Origin of the sequence: Moritella sp. PE36 (assembly GCF_000170855.1) — a bacterium.
GTDB lineage: Bacteria > Pseudomonadota > Gammaproteobacteria > Enterobacterales > Moritellaceae > Moritella.
In genome coordinates this window covers 1-2,542 of record NZ_ABCQ01000107.1, presented here as the reverse complement: position 1 = coordinate 2,542, position 2,542 = coordinate 1, and the positions used below count along the sequence as shown (strand labels likewise).

1 protein-coding gene is annotated in these 2,542 nt (G+C 45.9%); it reads right to left on the bottom strand.

Features of this window, described 5'->3' with window-relative positions:
* Window positions 1–2,532: ABC transporter transmembrane domain-containing protein (locus tag PE36_RS23325; RefSeq protein ID WP_255348871.1), on the bottom strand; the 2,532-nt coding region annotated here is incomplete at its 3' end.
* Window positions 2,533–2,542 lie beyond the last annotated feature (10 nt).

The window sequence follows — 2,542 nt, the reverse complement described above, 5'->3', positions numbered from 1 at the left end:
GATCAATCGTCCAGGTAAAATTTCTGATACCAAGTGTCTCTCACCTTCATTTTTTGGCCAATATAAGCCAGATGAACCCTTAACACACAGATAGGAGGCATCTGCTTCTTCACCGGCACTAAAAATCACCTGTCCCGATTTTACTTTGTACCATTGCGCACTAAATGCGAGTAGACGTTGTTGTTTACGGTCAAGCCCTGCAAATAAATTTGTCTGCGCTACGATGCGTAATTTACGGTTCAGATCCTGACGCGCATCTTCATCTTGAAGTTCATCTTGACGTGCAATACCATCAATGCGCCCATCCACAATTTCGACAAACAAATCGTAACTTTCTGGTCTGGGGAAGTGGTTTTCAATGAAAATTTGGGTAGTGTCAGGCATCAATTCACTAATACGTTCGCGCGTCAACGCACGAGCTTCACCGTCGTGGCTAGCCAATGCATTTCGAAGGATCAGAATATCAGGTTTCTTGATCCCAGCACGGCTGAACGCCAGACGTTCCCTGAACACCGCGGGAAGATTTTCTCCCCCTTGGGTAGTCGCAACATCATATAAGGATTGCGCGACCAGTCGCCTTAGACCATGCTCCGTCAGGACATTAACAATCGTATCTTCAATCAACTTCTCACGGGCACCTGCCAAACTTGAAATACGACCGAAAATCGCATTGCCAAGCACCGACATAACAGGAAAATATTGCTGTGGGTCAATTGGCTTAAACAAGCCATCTAACTTTACAACCATCTCCGCGGCACTCTTCATCCTAATTTGCACAATCCGCGCTTTGAACTCATCAGTGAAAGAGGGACCAATCTGTTCGGCAGAAAACGCAAAGGGTACCGTCAACATCAATGCAAAATCTTCGTGCGACAAACCACTTTGACCAACTAAGCGTCTTTTTGCTACGATCACTCTAAGCTGATGATAAAGATCTTCATTCATATTCAAACGGCGAAACAACGGATGATCAGTACCATCTGTTCCAAATGTTTCGGTCAGTCCTTCGATTAGATTGGCAGACATGTGTGCAAGGTAATCGGCAATCCCTTCATCCTCCAACATCTGTACGAAATTATCTTCTTGTGACAGGGTAACTTGTGTCAGCATTTTTGTAGGCACAGCATAAAGCAGGTTGCTACCCAAGGGTGATACAGGGTTGAATTTCTCTGGATGAAAGGCATGCACAATATCATCCACACCCGCTATTGCTAAGCGTTTGGCTATTTCGGGGCGCAATTGTACAATCGCTGCTATCAGTTCTTGTTGAGTGTCTGGATCAAGGCGTGATCGTAAGCCCCTGCGCACCATCATATCGTCGGTACCCATGGCTTCAACCAACTGAAACCACCAGTCTTTGATCTCATCATATGATTTAAATCCAGCAATTTGGGGAGCAACCCAGTCAGATTCAAATGGATCAACACTGTTACCTGCGCGCGCAGACTCTTGTTGCCAATTGGACACATCGACCGAAATATCCTCGCCTAAGATAGGTGCATAATTAAATGGCATTAACAGGTTTTCACCGAGTGTCCCTTGAAAAATATGCGGTTTGGAACTGGCATACCCGATACGATTGGCGATCACTGTTTGATGCAAGTCATTCATCTCATACCCAGCTATCTGCACGGATCCTCTTTGTGGAATCACCTCACGTGTTAATAAATCTGCAAACGCAAGTGCTGTAGCCTCACTATTGGTCTTGATTGCAACTCGTGCGCCTTTGGGGATGATTAAGCTAATATCTTCTAGCACTGAATGTCCGTCTTCATCGGATACCGTCACACGCTTCAGTTCGATATCGCCATTAAGGCTTGTCACTGTATCAGGCTCGCCATCAAACAAAGCGTCTCTCACCAGAGTATTTGGCGCGAAACGTTCGATCACCACCTCCCAGCGAAGCGCCATATCTTGGGTTTGGTTGTAATAAGTCAACAGCTCTTTCCAAGGGGACGACAGGTCTTTGTAGGCTGCGAGCGCCGCAACCAAGGCTCCCACTGTGATCTCTCCTTTGATCGCTAAATAGCCACCAACAGAATAGAAAAAGAACGGTGTTAATTGATTGATGAAGTTGTTCAAGAACTTCATGAAGAACTTCTTTTGATAAATTTGGAAACGAATGCCGAACAGGTTACCCAAACGATTAGAAAACAATGACAGTCTGTGACGCATCCCGCCGTTCATACGAATATCGCTGACACCTGCCGCTGTTTCGCCAATATCAGCAGCCAATTTGCGTATTTCTTGTATTCTGGATTTATTCAACACATTAATCTGGCGCTGTAATTTGGGGATGATCCATGCCTGCAACGGAATAAGCGCGATGGATGCAACCCCAAACCAGAAGCTCTGGGCAAATAGAAACGTCAGAATTGTCAGCATCTGCCCAGCCTGAAACACTGGCTGTGACAGCATATCGCCCATAAACCCACCCATAGGTTCCGCTTCTGATGTCACCATCGAAACCAATTCTCCTTGGCTGGTGGTGCGGAAATACGAACGCGGAAATCTTAATATGCGGGTGACCAGTTGAAAACGA